Origin of the sequence: Rhizobium sp. BK379, assembly GCF_014193955.1 — a bacterium.
Lineage (GTDB): Bacteria > Pseudomonadota > Alphaproteobacteria > Rhizobiales > Rhizobiaceae > Rhizobium.
The window spans coordinates 1248190-1265152 of sequence record NZ_JACIAD010000001.1 but is presented as its reverse complement, the minus strand read 5'-3'; the positions used below and the strand labels follow the sequence as shown (position 1 = coordinate 1265152).

17 protein-coding genes are annotated in these 16963 nt (G+C 63.2%); 8 read left to right on the top strand and 9 right to left on the bottom strand.

Features of this window, described 5'->3' with window-relative positions:
* Positions 1 to 2: 2 nt before the first annotated feature.
* The 6 genes from FHT93_RS06580 to FHT93_RS06555 all read right to left on the bottom strand — a co-directional run bounded on the left by FHT93_RS06580 (position 3) and on the right by FHT93_RS06555 (position 6711).
* Positions 3 to 1037: an iron ABC transporter permease gene (locus FHT93_RS06580; RefSeq protein WP_183846777.1), complete on the bottom strand. Its 1035-nt coding sequence runs from the start codon at positions 1035 to 1037 to the stop codon at positions 3 to 5.
* Complete coding sequence (locus tag FHT93_RS06575) at positions 1034 to 2038, bottom strand: iron ABC transporter permease (protein ID WP_183847555.1); 1005 nt, start codon at positions 2036 to 2038, stop codon at positions 1034 to 1036. Before FHT93_RS06575 ends, FHT93_RS06580 begins: the two co-directional genes overlap by 4 nt.
* Before the next feature lie 19 nt (positions 2039 to 2057).
* The gene (locus tag FHT93_RS06570; RefSeq protein WP_113115059.1) at positions 2058 to 3026 is read right to left on the bottom strand and encodes an ABC transporter substrate-binding protein; all 969 of its coding nucleotides are present in this window, start codon (positions 3024 to 3026) and stop codon (positions 2058 to 2060) included.
* Between the two features lie 84 nt (positions 3027 to 3110).
* Positions 3111 to 4280 (bottom strand): M20 aminoacylase family protein, encoded by a 1170-nt coding sequence (locus FHT93_RS06565; protein ID WP_112546917.1) that lies wholly within the window; start codon positions 4278 to 4280, stop codon positions 3111 to 3113.
* The gene (locus FHT93_RS06560; protein ID WP_112546918.1) at positions 4277 to 5515 is read right to left on the bottom strand and encodes a Zn-dependent hydrolase; all 1239 of its coding nucleotides are present in this window, start codon (positions 5513 to 5515) and stop codon (positions 4277 to 4279) included. The genes FHT93_RS06565 and FHT93_RS06560 overlap by 4 nt, the downstream gene beginning before the upstream one ends.
* Positions 5512 to 6711 carry a diaminopropionate ammonia-lyase gene (locus FHT93_RS06555; protein WP_183846775.1) on the bottom strand — a complete coding sequence of 400 codons (1200 nt, stop codon included), beginning with the start codon at positions 6709 to 6711 and terminating at the stop codon, positions 5512 to 5514. The genes FHT93_RS06560 and FHT93_RS06555 overlap by 4 nt, the downstream gene beginning before the upstream one ends.
* A gap of 102 nt (positions 6712 to 6813) precedes the next feature.
* On the opposite strand from FHT93_RS06555, the gene FHT93_RS06550 reads away from it, so the two are divergent.
* Entirely contained in the window at positions 6814 to 7290 is a 477-nt protein-coding gene (locus FHT93_RS06550) for an Lrp/AsnC family transcriptional regulator (RefSeq protein ID WP_112546919.1), read from the top strand.
* A gap of 36 nt (positions 7291 to 7326) precedes the next feature.
* Here the strand turns inward: FHT93_RS06550 and FHT93_RS06545 are convergent, their stop codons facing one another.
* Entirely contained in the window at positions 7327 to 8163 is an 837-nt protein-coding gene (locus FHT93_RS06545) for a hypothetical protein (protein WP_183846773.1), read from the bottom strand.
* 285 nt (positions 8164 to 8448) lie between these two features.
* Here FHT93_RS06545 and FHT93_RS06540 point away from each other — a divergent pair, with 285 nt between their 5' ends.
* The 3 genes from FHT93_RS06540 (at position 8449) to FHT93_RS06530 (ending at position 10511) form a co-directional block, all read left to right on the top strand.
* Positions 8449 to 9015: a helix-turn-helix domain-containing protein gene (locus FHT93_RS06540; RefSeq protein WP_183846771.1), complete on the top strand. Its 567-nt coding sequence runs from the start codon at positions 8449 to 8451 to the stop codon at positions 9013 to 9015.
* A gap of 68 nt (positions 9016 to 9083) precedes the next feature.
* Entirely contained in the window at positions 9084 to 9599 is a 516-nt protein-coding gene (locus FHT93_RS06535) for an AAA family ATPase (protein WP_183846769.1), read from the top strand.
* A gap of 102 nt (positions 9600 to 9701) precedes the next feature.
* Positions 9702 to 10511, top strand: coding sequence for a pirin family protein (locus tag FHT93_RS06530; protein ID WP_183846767.1), 810 nt, complete (start codon positions 9702 to 9704; stop codon positions 10509 to 10511).
* Positions 10512 to 10526: 15 nt separating this feature from the next.
* On the opposite strand, the gene FHT93_RS06525 is transcribed toward FHT93_RS06530, so the two are convergent.
* The gene (locus FHT93_RS06525) at positions 10527 to 11288 is read right to left on the bottom strand and encodes a sulfite exporter TauE/SafE family protein (RefSeq protein WP_183846765.1); all 762 of its coding nucleotides are present in this window, start codon (positions 11286 to 11288) and stop codon (positions 10527 to 10529) included.
* Positions 11289 to 11534: 246 nt separating this feature from the next.
* Here FHT93_RS06525 and FHT93_RS06520 point away from each other — a divergent pair, with 246 nt between their 5' ends.
* The 3 genes from FHT93_RS06520 to FHT93_RS06510 all read left to right on the top strand — a co-directional run bounded on the left by FHT93_RS06520 (position 11535) and on the right by FHT93_RS06510 (position 14327).
* Positions 11535 to 12272, top strand: a complete 738-nt coding sequence (locus FHT93_RS06520; protein ID WP_183846763.1) for a carbonic anhydrase — start codon at positions 11535 to 11537, stop codon at positions 12270 to 12272.
* Positions 12273 to 12327: 55 nt separating this feature from the next.
* On the top strand, positions 12328 to 13134 hold the full coding sequence (locus FHT93_RS06515; RefSeq protein WP_183846761.1) for a class I SAM-dependent methyltransferase: 807 nt from the start codon (positions 12328 to 12330) through the stop codon (positions 13132 to 13134).
* 302 nt (positions 13135 to 13436) lie between these two features.
* On the top strand, positions 13437 to 14327 hold the full coding sequence (locus tag FHT93_RS06510; RefSeq protein WP_183846759.1) for a class I SAM-dependent methyltransferase: 891 nt from the start codon (positions 13437 to 13439) through the stop codon (positions 14325 to 14327).
* Positions 14328 to 14378: 51 nt separating this feature from the next.
* On the opposite strand, the gene FHT93_RS06505 is transcribed toward FHT93_RS06510, so the two are convergent.
* A complete protein-coding gene (locus tag FHT93_RS06505; protein WP_183846757.1) occupies positions 14379 to 15722 on the bottom strand; it encodes an FAD-binding oxidoreductase in 1344 nt (447 codons plus the stop codon).
* A 252-nt stretch (positions 15723 to 15974) separates the two neighbouring features.
* On the opposite strand from FHT93_RS06505, the gene FHT93_RS06500 reads away from it, so the two are divergent.
* Positions 15975 to 16709 (top strand): glycosyltransferase family 25 protein, encoded by a 735-nt coding sequence (locus FHT93_RS06500; protein ID WP_112546929.1) that lies wholly within the window; start codon positions 15975 to 15977, stop codon positions 16707 to 16709.
* The last annotated feature ends 254 nt before the right edge of the window (positions 16710 to 16963 follow it).

Genomic DNA, 16963 nt, shown 5'->3' with positions numbered 1-16963 from the left:
TCTCAGGGAACTTTGCGGAGAAGGGCAAGAAGAACGGGCACGCCGAGGATTGCGGTGACCACGCCGATCGGGATTTCTTCGGCGCCCCCGACGAGGCGGCCAACGAGATCGCCAAGCGTGACGAGAACCGCGCCGAGGACGATCGTCAGGGGAATGACCAGCGGGAAGTGGCGTCCGGCCAGGAAGCGGGCGAGGTGGGGGACGACAAGCCCGATGAAGATGATGGGGCCGACTGCGCCGACCGCGCTTGCCGCAAGAGCGCAGGACACCAGAAGCACCAGGGAGAATTGCCTGCGGTAAGAAAGGCCGAAGGAAGCGGCGACCGAGGCATCCAGCTGCAGCAGGACCAGTGGGCGATAGATCAAGGGCAGGATGGCAAGGCCTGATATCGTGAACGGCAGGAGAAAGAGCGCGTGATCCCAGGTGCGGGCATAGAGACTGCCCGAGAGCCATTCGAGAATGATTTCTATCCTCGCCGAACCCCAGCCCGCGATCAATCCAATGGCGAGCGCATGCAGAACCGCTCCGATCGCGATGCCGCAGAGGGTGATCCGGAGAGGGCTGAGATCGAGCCGGAAGGCCAGCAGATAAATGATCCCGCCGGCCGCCAGTCCGCCGGCCAGGCCGGCCGCCGGCAGCCATGCGATCGGCAGTTCGGCGAGCGTGTTCGAGCCCGGTTCGAAGATATAGACGGTGAACAGCAGGAATATCGTCACCGTCAGCGTCGCGCCCTGCGAAACACCCATCAGGGAAGGGTCTGCAAGAGGGTTCCGGGTGATGGTTTGCAGCAGAAGGCCCGCGACGGCGAACTGAATGCCCGCCAATATGCCGGTGACGATCCGCGGCAGGCGGATATCGATGATGATCGAGCGGGCTTCCGGGGACCCGTGTCCGCTCAGGGCGGCGGCGATATCTGCGGCAGGAATATCCACTACGCCCAGAAAGACCGCGGCGACGAGAGACAGGACGACAAGCGCAAGGCCTGATGGCAGCAGCCAGGCGGCCGATCGGGTCTGTGCCGGGGACGCCATGATCATGCGACATCCCGCTGGAAGTCGAGGCGGCCGCGCTGGATCAGGTAGACGAAGACCGGCCCGCCAAGGAGCGCGGTGATGATGCCGACCGGCAATTCCTTGGGAATGGCGATCGTTCGGGCAATCAGATCCGCGCAGGTCACGATAAATGCTCCAGTTGCCGCCGTCAGCGCGATCTCCCAGACCGTGCCCTGCGGCTTGAGAAGACGAGCGATGTGCGGGGCGGCAAGGCCGACGAAGGCGACCGGGCCGGCCACCGGAGCGACGCCGGCCACGGGACAGATTGCGAGAATAAGCAGGACCGGCTTCCAGACGTCGAGCTGCAGACCCATGGCCGCGGCCGCGTGCTCGCTCAGCGCAAACATGGCGATGACCCGGTGCAGCAATAGTGCTCCGACAACGCCGACGCCGATCCACGGCAGCATATGGACCAGGTGCGACCATGTGCGGCCCTGGAAGCCTCCCGATAACCAGAAGAGAAGGGCGGTCGACTGCGGCCCTGCGAGCAGCAGGACATAGATCGTGATTGCGCCAAGGAAGAGCGAAACGCTGACGCCGCCGAGCGCCAGGTGCAGGGGGCGTCCGTTGCCGCCTCTGGCCACCCAGAAGGTGACCGAAGCAGCAGCCAGTCCGCCGGCGAGGCCAACTAGGGGGTAATAGGCAGACGAGATCCAGGGCAGGAGAACGAAGCACCCGACGATCGGCGCGACAGCGCCCGCAGTGACGCCGGTGATGCCGGGATCGGCGAGCGGATTGCGCGTCAGCGACTGCAGAAGATAGCCCGACACGGCAAGACCGGTGCCCGCGACGGCGGCTGCAAGGCTACGCGGCAATCTCAAGGTCCACACGAGGATCGAGTCGATCTTTGCATCCGGGGCAAAGAGCACGCGCAGCACGGTTTCGAAGGAGAGCATCTTAGCGCCCGGCAGCAAGCCAGCGAGCACAATCAGCAGTGTCGCGGCGACGACGAACCCAATGGCAAAAGAGGATTTGCGAGCGTTCATCGTCGTCGCGATCAACTGGTTATCTCTGTGCTTCGGCCGGGATGATCTTGGCGGCTTCCGCCCGCACGTCGACTGCCGGGAACGTCTCCGGATAGAGGTAGTGAGCCGCTTCGCGCAGCACGATCTCGCGCGCGATGGGGCCGTTCGTTTCGACCCACTGGTCGCCGACATAGAACACCCGCTTGTTCTTCACGGCAGTCAATTCCTGCCAGATCGGGTTGTTTTCATGCGGTCGATCGGGACCTGAATCGTAGATGAAGAGGACTTCCGGATCCTTCTCCAGCATGGTTTCCAGGCTAAGATCGATGCCGAACTCACCACCCGGCGTCATGTTGCCGGCGATATTGTCGCCTCCAATGGCTGCCAGGATCGAAGCGGAGGTGTTTTCGGTGTGGAACGCGAACGGCGTTTCGCCGCCCCACATGATCGCGAAACGAGGATGGACATCCTTGGGGGCTTTGGCGGCGTAGTCCGCGAGATGCTCCCGGAATTGCTTGTTCAACTGAACGCCGCGCTCCGGGTTGCCGAGGATTTTCGAAAGCTCGGCGATCTCGCGATCGCTGCCATCAAGCAGTTCCATATTGTAGGCGACATAGGGGGCGATCTTCTCAAGCTGCGGCGCGTTGCCCACCGTGTAGCGGCGGATAGCCACGATCAGGTCGGGCTTTGCTTCGGACAGAAGCTCGAGATTGGGTTTTGCCCGCTGGCCGATCTGCTTCATGCCGGCAGTCATGCCGAGGAGAAAGTCCGGCTCGCGCCCTTTTGTCATGTAGGTGCTGGCCACGGGCTTTATGCCGAGAGCAAGGGCGACGTCATCTGCGAAATAGGAAATTGCTGCGATCCGCTTGGGCTGGACGGGAACCTCGACCGTGACGCCACGGTCGTCGATTACAGAGATGGTCTTACCATCCTCAGCGAATACGGGGGCACTCGCCATCGCGGACAAGAGGCCGATGAGAGTTGCGAATTTCCGGACGTTGGTGGCCATTGCGTATCCTCCACAGACTAGGCGGAGTCGCTTTAGGCGTTAAAGAAGAGTTCTGCAATCCACTTTTAGATCCGACGCCGACAATTATTTCCGGTCAGCATGTGAAAGGCGGCGGCGGACGATGCTCGCGTGCAACCTTGCACCGTGGAGCAGTCCGTCATCATTGAAATCGAAGGTCGGATTGTGCAGCGGTGCGGAATCCTCGCCATTGCCGAGGAAGACGTAGCAGCCGGGTGCCAGGCCAAGGAAACGGGCGAAATCCTCCGAAGCCGTCATCGGTTCCTTCCGGATCTCGATGCTGGCGGGATCGAAGACGTCACGGGCGGCGGCGAGCGCCTCTTCCGCAAGAGCGGGGTCGTTCAGCAGAGGAACGAACTCCCGTGTGTAGGTGATCTCGGCAGAGAGGTTGTAGGTGTGCGCCGTGCCTTCGGCGATCACGCGCATCTGCTTTTCGATTTCGGCGCTGACATCGGGGTGGAAGCTCCTTGCGTCGCCGAAGATGCGGGCAAGGCCGGGCAGGGCATTGCGGGTGCCGTCGGTCAGGAGTTCGGTGACGGAAACGACGCCGATATCGGTGGGGTCGAGGCGGCGAGAGACGATGGTCTGCAGGTTCATGACCAGTGCGCAGGCGGCAACCAGGACTTCGTTCGTGGCGTTCGGGCGGGCGGCATGGCCGCCGGTGCCCTTGAGCACGATCTCGAAATTGTCTTCCGCCGACATGAGGGCGCCCGGGCGCGTCTGGAAATGGCCGACGGGCAGGCCCGGCAGGTTGTGGATGCCGTAGATCTCGTCGAAGGGGAAGCGTTCGAAAATCCCGTCCTCGATCATGGCGAGCGCGCCCTTGCCCCATTCCTCCGCGGGCTGGAAGATGAAGCGCACCGTGCCGTCGAAACCGCCGTCTTCGGCAAGCATTCTGGCCGCACCGAGCAGCATGGCGGTGTGGCCGTCATGGCCGCAGGCATGCATGACGCCGGGATTGCGGGAAGCATGGGGCCGATCTGCCTGTTCGGGGATGCGGAGCGCATCCATATCGGCTCTGAGCGCAATCGAGCGGTTGCCGCTGCCGCGCTTCAGGGTGCCGACGACACCGGTGCCGCCGATCCCTTCGGCGACATCGTCGAGGCCGAATTCGCGCAGCTTTTCGGCGACGAAGGCCGAGGTCTGCTTCTCCTCGAAGCCGAATTCCGGATAGGCATGGAGATGGCGTCTCCATGCGCGCATGTCGGCGGCCAGTCGGTCGAGATCCATTGTCATTTCTCCTCCGTCAGGCTGGTGACGACATCGAGCAGGATGTCGGCGCCGGCGACAAGATCATCATTTTCGGTGAATTCCCTGGGATTGTGGCTGATGCCGCCCTTGCTCGGCACGAAGATCATGGCCGATGGCGCGATGCGGGCGATCATCTGGGCATCGTGGCCGGCACCCGAGGTCATGCGCCTGCAGGGCAGAGCGCGCGCTCGGGCGGCGGTCTCGATCGCGGCGACGATCCGCTCGTCGAATTTGACCGGCTCGAAGCGGGCAAGCCGCTGCACGGAGATTGCGACCTGCTCTTCGGCCGACAGGCTTTCGAGGAAGCGGGCAAGGGCTGCCTCTTCCTCCCGCAGCCGGTCCTCGTCCGGATCGCGCAGGTCGACCGTGAAAATCGCCTTCGAGGGGATGACGTTGATGGCGTTCGGCTGGAATTCCATGCAGCCGACGGTCGCGACCGTCGGCGTGTTCGATGCCATTGCCCGCTCGCGCAGGAAGGTGATGACGCGGGCGCTCGCATGGCCGGCATCGCGCCGCATGGTCATCGGTGTGGTGCCGGCGTGGTTGGCGTCGCCCTCGATCGTCACGCGCTGCCATGAAATGCCCTGCAGGTTTTCGACTGCGCCGAGGGACAAACCCTCGCGCTCCAGAACCGGACCCTGCTCGATATGGAGTTCGATATAGGCATGCGGCGTGAGGAAACCCGGTTTCCTGTCGCCCGCATAGCCGATGCGCTTCAGCTCGTCACCGAGCAGTGACCCGTCCGTTCCCGTGGTCGCCAGCGCTGTCTCCACATCGAGCCCGCCGGCATAGACGAGCGAGCCCATCATATCGGGCGCATAGCGTACGCCTTCCTCATTGGTGAAGGCGGCAAGGGCGATGGGGCGGGACGGCGCAAAGCCCGATGCCTTCAGCGTTTCGATGACTTCGAGGGCCGAGAGCACGCCGTAACAGCCGTCATAGATGCCGGCGTCGATGACGGTATCTATATGCGAGCCGAGCAGAAGCGGGGCGCGATCCTGCGTGCCATCGGGCACCCAGATACCGAAGATATTGCCGATCCGGTCGATTGCGAGCTCCAGTCCGGCGGCTTCGATCCAGGCGACGAGACGATCGCGGCCGAGCTTGTCCGCGTCGGAGGCGGCAAGGCGCACCAGCCTGCCATCCGCATCGCGGCCGATCGCGCCGAGTTCGGCAAGCCGGCCTAGGAGCCTCGATGCATCGATGGATGTCTTGCTCATTCCGCACCTCGCGACAGGACCGCATCCGGCGAGCGTCCGACGATTTCCTGATATCGGCCGGGATCGGTGGCGCCTTCCGTGTTCACCACGAAGATGCGCGAATCCGGGCCAAGGGAAAGGGCGGATTTCGCCGCAGGGTCGGCGAGCGCTTTCAGGAGACCGGCAAGGCCGACACCACCGCTTTCGCCGGCGACGATGGCAGGATCTCCATCCAAGGGCTCGGCAAGCCGGCGCATGACGGAGACCGCGTCTTCCTCTTCGACGGTCATGAAAGCATCGGCGGTGCGCGACAGGATGCGCCAGGCGACAAGCGAGGGCTCGTAGCATTCCAGCATCGCCATGACCGTCGGTTCGCCATGGGCAATGGTGACGGGACGGCCGGCGCGCGCGGTTTCGAACAGGCAGGCGGCGCGGGCGGGATCGACGACGGTGAAGACCGGACGCTGTGCGCCAAGCACGATTGCCAGGTGACCGGCAACGGCAGCGGCGATGCCGCCGACGCCGGACTGGATGAAGACATGGGTCGGCGGCTGCGGCATCTGTTTCAGCGCCTCGCGCACCAGCGCCGTATAGCCCTGCATGACCAGACCGGGGATGCGTTCATAGCCGGGCCAGGACGTGTCGGACACGACGGTCCAGCCGCGTTCTTTTGCGACGCGGGCGGCTTCCCTCACAGAATCGTCATAGCTGCCATCGACCCGGATCATCTCGGCGCCGAAGCGGGCGATTGCGGCGACGCGTTCGTCGCTGACGCCGGCATGGACAAAAATTGCAGCGCGCGCGCCGACAAGGGCGGCGCCCTGGGCGACCGAGCGGCCGTGATTGCCATCGGTAGCGCAGGCGAAGGTCCTGGTCTCCGCGAGTTTTCGCAGGTCCGGGGCATGCAGGTCTGCCATCTCGACCTTGCGTCCGAGCTTTGCTTCCGCCGCTTCCAGAACCAGGCGGATGACGGCATAGGCGCCGCCGAGCGCCTTGAAGCTTCCGAGCCCGAGCCGCTTTCCCTCATCCTTGACGTGGATCGTGGCAACGCCTGACGCGGCGGCAAGCGCCGGCAGGGAGACGAGCGGCGTTGGCGCATTGTCGTCGCGATAGCGCAGGTGGTCTTCGACGGCCGTGGCAGCGGCGATGCCCAGTGTCTCCGCGTCCGCCGCTTCGAGCGGATGTCGATAATCGCTTGTCGTGTTGAGAATGAACATGAAGGCCTCGATTGCTTCCGCATGGAAACATATTGCAGAGCGAGCGAAAAATGCGCTGATATTGAAGGGCGTTTTTGCAAGTTTGTTTCATGAGGACTGCCCATGCCTGCCCCTTCGATATCAGCGCTCGATGCCTTCGACCGCAAGATCCTCGAGATCCTCCAGCGCGACAATACCACGCCGCAAAGGACGATCGGCGAGGCCGTCAACCTGTCGGCGCCGTCAGTGCAGCGGCGTATCAAGCGGATGACGGAGGAAGGCGTGATCAGGGCCAATATCGCCGTGCTCGATCCCGCCGCCGTCGGGCAGGCCATCACCATTTTCGTCGAGATCGAGGTCATCAGCGAAACGGCCGAGCAGATCGAAGCGGCGAAGCGGGAATTCGCCGCCGCTCCGGAAATCCAGCAATGTTATTACGTGACCGGCGAGGCCGACTTCGTGCTCGTCATCGTCGTGCCCTCGATGGCCGATTACGAAGCGCTGACGCGGCGCCTGTTCTTCGGCAACAACAATGTGAAGCGGTTTCGCACGTTCGTCGCCATGGACAGGATCAAGGTGGGCCTCGGCGTTCCTGTCTGAGTAGCTCCGGCCTTCAGGCCCGGAGATATTTCGCCGCTACACGGCAAGGGCTGCCCCATTACGCGTACGCCTCAGCAATTGGCGCAGTGACAGGGCATGCAGGACGAGAGAGGTGGGCACGGTGAAGGCCGGAATGATGGCGGTGGGGTAGGTCCCGGTCGTCAGGTTGGGATGATCGAGGGCGAGCTGCTGCAGGGGGCCGGGCGTCGTGAGGGCGCCGAGCATGACTGCGACGACGAGATCGGCCATGCCGAAGAGATTCCAGAACAGAGCCGCCCGGGCGCTGCCTGTCCGGCCGCTTGCAAGCAATATGGCTGTCGGCAAGGCCATCAGCCCGGTGATCACGTCACCTGTGCCGGCAGGAAGGGCAAACACGCCCGGCGCCGTGCCGGCCAGCCAGTTGGCGAAGAACAGGCCGCCGATCACCCTGTAGGCCTGCAGACCGATCAGCCAGCTGGCGGGCATGGCATCGAGCAGCTGACCGATCCGGTCCGAGCGCGACAGGAGCGTGATGACGACCGTCGTCGGCACCACGATCATCAGCGGCAGCAACGGGATTGAAACTGCTCCCGGCAGGAGTAGGCCATCGGCGACGATGATCCAGGCCGCGCCGTGCCATAGGGTGAGCGGAACTGCGATCGCCAGCCAGGTCCACGTCCGCTCTGACGTGGTGAGGGCGGTGCGCGACAAGGCTGCCCAGGTTCCGCCGAGCACGATGAGATGGACTGCGATGCGCGCGACGAAGATGGACAGGTCCGAGCGCTGAAGCTCCGGTATTGCGACAAGGGCAACGAACCAGAGGGCTGTTGCTGCCGCGCTGCCGGCAAATGCAAGCGTCGGGGTAATGGAGGTCGGGGTTGAGTTCGGCGCCAATCTGAGATCCTCCCGTTTTTGCAAAACCGGTGATGTGCTGCAGCGATCCGGCTCGATCTCGATCGGGCATCGGCCCGCATGGCTGCGATCAATGGGAGTGGGTCACTCGCCAATGACGTTTGTAACTCTTATAATAAGAGTTACTGTGCGGCAAGCAGTTTGCCGGTCCGGTTTGTCGCAGGCCTCGTGGCTGTCGAGCTTTCTTGAAACGGTCATTCCGGCAAACTAGTGTGGCTCTCATGATGAGAGGTGCCGGCAATATCGCGGGTGCCGGGAAAGGGTCCGATGCGGTCGAAGGGTTTCGATGGAATGGTGTGCTCGATTGCCGGCGTCATGGCGGCGATCGGCGACCGGTGGGGCTTGCTGATTCTGCGCGATCTCGTCTGCGGTCTCAGCCGCTATGAGGATTTTCGCCAGTCGTCGGGCGTGACCAATGCGACGCTCAGTGACCGGCTGAAGCACCTGGAAGCCAATGGCCTCATCGAGCGGCGGCGCTATCAGGCGAACCCGGAACGGTTCGAATATCTCATGACCCGAAAGGGCTGGCAGATAGCGCCCATCATGCCGGTGCTCGCTCAGATCGGCGACAGCCTCGGCATGTCAGGTGCTTCGGGACCGCCCATGACCTTCGTCAATCGCAAGACGGGCGCTGAGATACGCTGGGGTTTCATCGATCAGAAAACCGGCGAAGCGGTGAGCCCGGTGGATCTCGAAATCAGGGAAGGCGATGGTGCGGATGACGCCGTTCGCTGGCGATTGTCCCACGCTGCAAACCGTCGTCAGGCCCTGGACGATATTCTTGCTGCCTCGGCTGAGGCAACGAATGGGCAGCCGCAGAAGTCTGCCAGGTAGGGGCGGTTCCCGATTGGGATCGAAGAACGAATTCACGCGGTTCATCAGCAAGCGGGAGGTGCCTATTCATGCTGATCATTTTCGGCGGTTTGCCGGGGTCGGGAAAGACGACGATTGCGCGTGCCCTGGCGAGGGAGCTTGGGGCGGTCCATCTGCGTATCGACACGATCGAGCAGGCCATACGGGCATCGGACATGTTGAGATCGGAGGTCGGCCCGGCAGGCTACATGGTCGGATACGGGCTCGCCGAAGACAATCTCAAGCTTGGCAAGATTGTCGTGGCGGACTCGGTCAATCCCCTGAAGGTGACCCGGCATGCCTGGCTGTCGGTTGCGGCGAAATCGGGCGTGCCGGCCATCGAGATCGAAATCGTCTGCTCGGACCGGGATGAGCATCGCCGACGGGCGGAGATGCGTGCAAGCGATGTTCCGGGGCTGAGAAAGCCGAGCTGGGAAGAGATCGTCACACGCGACTATGAGGATTGGGGCGCAAGCCCGATCGTGATCGACACTGCGAAGCAGAGTGCGGACCAAGCGGTTGCCGAACTGATATCAAGGCTTGGAGGAGGCCAGCATCGGCAATAAAGGCGGGACCTGCGTCCGCCAAGAGCCCGCTTCATTGACCTTGAACTGCATCCGGGCGCTAATGGACCGGTATCGTCACCGCCTGCAGGCAAGGAGGATGCGATGCTGCTCAAGGGCGAACGGACCTTCGTTGTGCGCGACGCGGGAGGATTCGTCGCGCATGTCAACATGCCCGGATGGATAAAGCCTAAGCCTGGGGACCATGGCCACGGGCCGCTGGCGATGGTGGTCGAGTCCATCCTGCATCCGGGCCGGCGCGTTGCCATGCACGAGCATCGCAACGACGAAATCATCTCCTGGGTGCCTGAAGGCGTCATGCGCCATGAAGACAGGGCGCGGGGCCGGCTGGTATGCGACAGCGGGCATCTGATGGTCATGAATGCCGGCCGCGGTTTCTGGCACTCCGAGGAGACGCTGGCCTCCGATCCGCCGCTGCGCATGCTGCAGATCCTGGTGCGGCCCGATGCAGTCGACCTCGAACCCGGCATCCAGTATGGGGCAATGCCTGACGGTGCGCCCAATTGCTGGCGGCACCTTGTCGGGCCGGAAGGCGGCGATGCGCCGTTCTTCGTTCGCAACCGGATCGACTTCTTCGATATCCGGCTGGGGGCGGGCATGCGGGCGGAGTTCCCGCATAAGCAGGGGTGCGAGCTGTATTTCTACGTGTTCAGCGGCGCGGTTCTCGCCGGCGGGCAGGCCTTTGGCGAAGGCGAGCAGGGGCTGCTGCTGTCGGACGAAGTTTTGACGGCAGAGGCGGCGAGCGACTGCGTGATGGTGGCCTTCCTGATCGATCCACGAGCGCCTGTCAAGCGGCATGGCACGGTGGCCGACACCAGGAAGATCCCGCCGCCCATCGTGATCCGTATCGTGAAACGGTGGCAAGGGTTGAAGCGGTTCTGGCGGCTGGGGTGAGGATAGCGACGGGCCTCAGCTCCAGTATTTGACCGCATAGACGATCGTCATCGCAGCGCCGGTGACGATGACGAACCAGCGGACCACGATGGCCGGCAGCACGCGCACGAGGGTGCCTCCGAGATAGCCGCCCACCAGGGCGCCAGACAGCATCGTCAGGGTCTCCGGCCAGCGGACGGCGCGCTCGGCGATGAAGATGACGACGGCTGCCATGCTGACCGAGGTCGCAAGCAGGTTTTTCAAGGCTTTCACCCGGCGGATATCGTCCGGGTCGGCAATCGAGAGAACCGCCGTCAGGATGACGCCGAGGCCGGCGCCGAAGAAGCCGCCATAGATCGACGAGAGGCCGAGGACGGAAAGGCCGAGGCCGCGTGAGGGCTCGGCATCGCCGCGTCTTGCTTCCGCCCAGGCGGCGATGCGCGGCGAGAAGAGGAAGAGCAGGGTGGCAATGCCGATCAGGGCCGGAACGGGCAGGACGAAGAGCCGTTCGGGCAAGGCGAGCAGCAGCAGCGCGCCGATGGCGCCGCCGAGGAGACAGACGAGCACGGACGACCAGAGTTTTGCGTCGAGCGGCAGTACCTTGCCGCGGTCGGCGAGGACGGCGAGCAGATGGCCCGGCACGATCGCTACCGCATTCGAGGCATTGGCGGTAATGGGCGGCAGGCCGGCTGCGAGCATGGCGGGGAAGGTGAGCAATGTCGCGCCGCCGGCGAGTGCATTGATCACGCCACCCGCGACGCCCGACAGAAACAGCAGTAAAATGATGCCCGATGTCATTGGCTGCCCCATATCCCCGACGTGTCTTTGGATGCATCAGGGGGCATGGAAAGGACAAGCCGCCGATAGGCCCAGGGCGTTCGCGCCGTGAAATATTCCGCAGGGGGCGCCATTCATCCGCCGATAACGGCCGATCGTGCCTCCCCCGTTTGGGCGACTTGCGCAAGCTCGGCGCTCGCGCTGCCATGGGCAAGCGGGCTGCGGGTTTCGGCATGTCAATCGTGGGGTCAACCCGGGGAGGGGAAGATGCATGATTTCAAGCAATATTCCGGTGTGGCTTGCAGCTGCGGCAGCTGTCCCGATCTGCCTGACGACCAGGGGCGGCGGCGTTTCCTGTGCAGCGCGCTGGGAGGTGCGGCGATGGCGGCGGGGATTGCCGTCGCATCCGCCAGGCCCGTTTCGGCGCAGAGTACGATGATGCCGGACGAAGCGCTGAAGGCGATGATGGATGGCAACAAGCGGTTTACCGAGGGGCGTCTCCAGTCGCTCAACGAAGACCTGTCGATCCTCAAGGCGAAGACTGCGGAAAAGCAGGAACCTTTCGCGGCGGTGCTCTCCTGCGCCGATTCACGCGTGCCCGTGGAGTTCGTCTTCGACCAGAGCATCGGCGAGCTCTTCGTCGTGCGCGTCGCCGGAAATATCGCCACGCCCGAGATCATCGCCAGCCTCGAATATGGCGTTGCCGTTCTCGGCGCCCGGCTGCTGATGGTGCTCGGCCACAGCAATTGCGGCGCGGTAAAAGCGACGATCGACGGAAAGGCCGTGCCCGGCCAGATCGGGGCCCTCTATGCGCCGATCTGGCCTGCGGTAAATGCTGCGGGCAATAATCTCGAGGCTGCCGTCGACGCCAACGCCAAGATGCAGGCGACGCTGATCAGCCGGAGCTCGACCGTGATTGCGGGCGCCGCCAAGGAGGGAAAGCTCAAGGTCGTCGCGGCGCGCTACGATATCGCGAGCGGGGTGGTGTCCCTGCTCGGTTCGTGAATGCGCTTTCTTGCGGAATGGGATAGGTCTATGCGCTGTCAGCGCGGAGATCGTCATGTCTGGTGACATCCTTGCCCGTTCGTTCGGCCGGCAAGCCTTTGGACTGAGCCCTGAAAACTACCACTTGGCCCGGCCACCCTATCCATCTTCGGTGTGGGAGGTGTTGCGGCAGCGGGCGGGTTTGCGATCCGGTATTTCGATACTGGAGATCGGCGCAGGAACCGGGCTTGCTACCGAGCATCTTCTGGATCACGGGCCGCAGCGGCTTCTGGCGGTCGAGCCGGACAGCCGGCTTGCGGAATTCCTGCGAGCGCGGCTGCATCGCCCCGAACTCGAGGTGATCGAGCAGCCTTTCGAGGAACTGAACGAGGCTCCGGACTCCTTCGATCTCGTCGTCAGCGCAACGGCATTTCATTGGCTCGATGCCGTTCCGGCGTTGCGGCATATCCATGCCTTGCTTCGGCATGGCGGCGCGGTCGCTCTGATCTGGAATGTCTTCGGGGACAATATCAGGCCCGATCCCTTCCATGAGGCGAGTGCGCATCTCTTTGCGGGGCATCGCGAAAGTCCATCGGGCGGGGGAACGACGCAGACGCCTTACGGGCTCGATAGCGAGGCCCGGCTCCGGGATTTCGAGGCGGCCTCATTTCATTGCGATCCGCCTGTCATGTTCGAGTGGACGCTGACGCTCGATCCGCCCGCTGTGCGGCGGCTCTACGCGACCTATTCGAATGTCGTGGCATTGGAGGCGGAGAAGCGGGAAGAGCTGCTGGATGCGCTGGAAGATCTCGCAAGGGGTGATTTCGGCGGTGTCGTCACCAGGAACATGACGACATCGGTTTTCATCGCGAGGCGGAAGTAGAGCGGGAATAGAATAGCAGTAGTCTCAGGCAGGCTCGCTCCGGCGCTACTTCCGATGGGCATTGCCATCCCTCACGACGTTGCCGCATCTAAGCCCTTGGGTGACACTTGCCCCCCAAAGGTTGGTGGCCGGTCTAGAGAATTTGTCCTTAAGAGCATGTGTGCTGCGTGCCTATTGGCCGGTAGCCTAGTGATGATGGCCTAGGGCGAAAGAGGCCGCGTTGGGCGGCCTTGCGTCCAGTGAGCCGGGCAAACAGTCTGGCGCTTTGAGTGCGCGTGGTTGATAGTTGAGGGTGGGTTCCCATGGTTTCAGTTCAATATCCCAATTCCGCACGCATCAGCGATACCTATCTCCGGCATCGCTCCGATGAAGATAACAATGCGTCAGAAAGCCATCTGCCGTCGCGCTACGTCGCCCAGGATACGGTCGACTGCCTGCATCACGACCGGATGTATGCGTCGCTCAATCCTCTCCTCAGGCACGCTGCAGGCACGAGCTGGATGACGGTCGGCGATGGCCGCTTCGGGACCGATGCCAATTTCCTGCGGCCGCACGTTCAATCGGTTCTTGCAACCAGCATATCCGCATCGACGCTCGAAATTGCCAAGCGGCGAAACTGGATCGACGGCTATTCGGAAGAGAACGCCGAAAAGATATCCTTCGACGACGAGCAATTCGACTATGTGCTGTGCAAGGAAGCCTATCATCACTTCCCGCGGCCATCCGTCGGCCTCTATGAGATGCTGCGCGTTTCCCGCCTGGGCGTCGTGCTCATCGAACCATTGGACGGCCATTCACCGCTTGGAAACCTCAAGAGAAGCATCAAGCGCTTCCTGCGCGGCGAGCATGCTTACGACCAGTTTGAGCCTGTCGGCAATTTCGTCTTCCGCCTGTCGCGATCGGAAACATTCAAGATCATGACGGCGCTCGGATACTACGGGATCGCCTGGCGGCCCATGAACGGCTTCTGGTGGGGGCCGCTCAGCGGCGCAAGCAAATCGAAATCTTCTGCGCGGCTGGCGGGTTACTGGTCAGGCATTTATGCGCAGGATATGGCTTGCAGCCTGCGGCTGCTGTCGCCGGGGCTGGTGACCATGATCTGCCTGAAGAAACCGCCGGCTCCGGAGCTTCTTCGCGACCTGAAGAAGCAGGGCTTCCGGATCGAAGTGTCGCCGAAAAATCCCTATACCTGATGATCCGCTACTCTGTCCTGTCCGGGCAGGGTGGCAGGCATTCGCGTCGGATCAGATCGCCGGTCCCGGCCGGATGCGGCTGCCGTCGGTGAAGCGCGACAGCCGGAAGCGGTTGAGATCGTGGCCGGGGGCGTTGCCCTGGATCAGGTCGGAGACGACGCGGCCGATGCCCGGGCCGATACCGAAGCCGTGGCCGCTCATGCCTGTTGCGACGAAGAGGCCGGCGATGGCCTCGGCGCGGTCGACGATCGGCACGATATCGGGCATGGCGTCGATCATGCCGGCCCAGCTCGCCTTCAGGCGCACGGTTCCGAACTGCGGGAAGAGGCGCTGGAAATCGCGCCTGATCACTTCGAGGCTGGATTGTTCGGGCGCGGGGTTGAGCACGCGCATCCGTTCGAAGGGGCTTTCTGCATCCGCAGTCCAGTTGCGCGGGGTCGACCAGCTGTCCGGGAAGCCTTCGGGAGCCGCCAGCGAATAGCGTGTGCCGAACGGGTGAGCCATGAGCGCCGGCAGGTATTTCGTCGCGTGGCGGAAGGCATCGGGGCCGAGATAGAGGCGATGGTCTCTCGGCGCCAGCGTGTAGCCGCCATCCTGCCTGCGGCGGAAGGCGACATCGGCCCCGGCGGCCGCACCTGCGTGGATTTCGGCCAGGGGCTCGGTTGCGGCAACGGTGGCGCGGACGGCGAGCTGGGGGATGGAGACGCCGTGTCTTCTCAGGAAGAGCGACGACCAGGCGCCGCCGGCGACGAGCACGGTCGAGGTCTCGATGCGACCGGCCTCGGTCCAGACGCCGCTCACCTTGCCCGAGGAAATATCCAGGGTTCGCGCCGCGCAGTTCTCGATGATCGTGACACCCAGACGGGCGGCGAGCCGGGCGAGAGCGGGCACGGCGAGCCATGGCTCGGCGCGCATGTCCGACGGCGTCGTCATGGCGCCTGCGAATTTGCGGGACATGCCCTGGAAGAGGGAAGCCGTCTGCCCGCCATCGAGCAGGCGGGTGTCGAGATCGTGGGCGCTCGCGAGCTTCATGAAGGTCTCGAAGCCGGCCATCTCCTTGTCCGAGTTGGCGAGATAGGTGACGCCGGTCTTGAAAAGGCCGATATCCTCGCCGCATTCTGCCGCAAGCTCTTCCCAGAGACGGCAGGCCTCGATGACGATGGGCAGTTCGTCCGCATCACGCCCCTGCTTGCGGATCCAGCCCCAGTTGCGCGAGGACTGCTCGGCGGCAATGCGGCCCTTCTCGATGAGGGTCACGGAAATCTTGCGCTTTGCCAGGAACAGCGCCGTCGAAACACCAATGACGCCGCCGCCGATGATGACGACGTCGGAGGTTTTCGGAAGAGGGCCGTGATGCTGGATGGGGTCGTTTAGCGAGAAGGGGAAGGCGGGCAAGTCATGCGTCCTGAAATGCTGTTCGATGGGCTATGAGTGCTAGAGGCTCCGCTCCCGCAATTCAAGCCGATGTCATCGCGTCGCGGACTTGCTCCTGGTCGAATAACGAGAAATTCCTCACCAACATCGCTGTCATGCAACGACGACAGGTTGCATAGCCGGCGGGGGAAGTGCTAGGCGAACTTTCATGACGGGACGCCCGGCCTCGGGGAGGCTTGTGGCTGCCCTGGGCTGCAGAACCACGGTTGGGCGATGACGACCTGCATTTATGTGATCAATCTCGACCGCTCCACGGAGCGGTGGAATGCCTTGTCCGATCAGGCCGAAGCCTTGCAGTTCGATCTCATTCGCGTTGCCGGCGTCGACGGTCGGGAGGTTCCCGCGGATCAGCGCGTGGCCTGTGACGAGCGCGCCTTTCAGCGCAACAATGGCCGCACCATGCTGCCCGGCGAATATGGCTGCTACCGGAGCCATCTGAAGGTGCTCGAAGCCTTTCTGGAGACCGATAAGGCCGCCTGCATCATCGTCGAGGACGATATCATTCTGTCTGCCGATCTCATTGCGCGCGCCGAAGCGGCAATCGCGGCGGTGCCGGGTGCCGATGTGATCAAGCTCTTCAACCACCGCATCGTCGGTTTCAGGCCGGTTGCCGCCTCGGCAGTCGGCGATGAGATCGGGCGGGCAACGCATGGTCCGCAGGGGTCGGCCGCCTGCTATGTCGTAACGCGGATGGGCGCCCTGAAGCTCCTCAAGGCGATCGGCACCATGCGGTTTCCCTGGGATGTCGAACTGGAGCGGGGCTGGGCGTCCCGGGCGCGGATCTACACGACCCGCCAGAACGTAGCCGTCGTAAAAGAGGGCGGCTCGAACATCGGGACACGGTCAGTCTACAGGGCCACCAAATTTCCCTGGTGGAGGCGATTGCCGACCTATGCGATCCGCATCGCCGAGACTGCCCGCAGGATCAACTACGCATTGAAAAAATAAGGCGCCCGGACACGGACCCGCTTTTCAGGGCGCGCAACCTCGCAATTGCCGGCAAGGTCGGTCACACGACTTTTTCTGGCACTTTGGCAGGCTGTTTTATCGGCGTTACAGTCGTGCGGGATACTGCCGCAATTTTTCAAGAATTAGTTCAGCGGGTTACCCAAAAAATGGTTATTCCGTGGCTAAAAGCTTACGATTCTGTATAGTTACGCAGTCTTGTTTGCGTAGGTTCTCCGATGTAGATCATCGTCGAA